The following is a 630-nucleotide window of genomic DNA, read 5'->3' on the forward strand; positions in this document are numbered from 1 at the left end:
GCATTGTTCTGTCTTGGCCAGGTGAGATGGATGCCGATTGTAAGCGTTGGCAAGCTCGGTCGGTCAAGTGGTTGCAGGACACGTATGGGGACCAGTTGAAGACAGTCATCAGGCATGATGATGAGGCTTTTCCTCATCTTCATGCTTTCATCGTTCCTGATGATTTGAAGGCGATCAGCTTACATCCTGGGGATAGTGCAAAGCAGAAGGCCAAGGCGGATGGGTTATCTCCAAAGGAACAAAATGAAGCCTATAAGCAATCGTTTAGAGATTGGCAGGACAGTTATTGGGATAAGGTCGGGAAGCCTTCTGGCTTAACTCGTATTGGTCCAGGTCGTAGGCGTTTAACTCGGGACCAGTGGAACCAGGAGAAGCAACAAGCCAAGGCTTTAGCTATTGCTCTGGCTGATGGTCGTGCTGTTGCAAAGCGTGTTGATGCTGCAAAAGCTAAGGCTGAAAAGTTTGAGAAGGCTGGCACGTTGGTTGGTGCTGTTTCTTCTGCTGTTGCTGGTGGTGTTGTTCAGGTTTCTGAGTCATTCACGAAAAGCCGTTTTGATGATGGTGCGAAGTCTCGTGAAAATGAAATTCATTTATTGAAGAATCAAAATGAGAAGTTGAAAGCGAGTAATT

At 47.0% G+C, this 630-nt stretch carries 1 protein-coding gene; it reads left to right on the plus strand.

What is annotated here, in order from left to right:
• Window positions 1-630: plasmid recombination protein (locus KP705_RS16085; protein ID WP_215764967.1), on the plus strand; the 630-nt coding region annotated here is incomplete at both ends.

Origin of the sequence: Gluconobacter sp. P1D12_c (assembly GCF_018812105.1) — a bacterium.
GTDB classification, from domain to species: domain Bacteria; phylum Pseudomonadota; class Alphaproteobacteria; order Acetobacterales; family Acetobacteraceae; genus Gluconobacter; species Gluconobacter oxydans_A.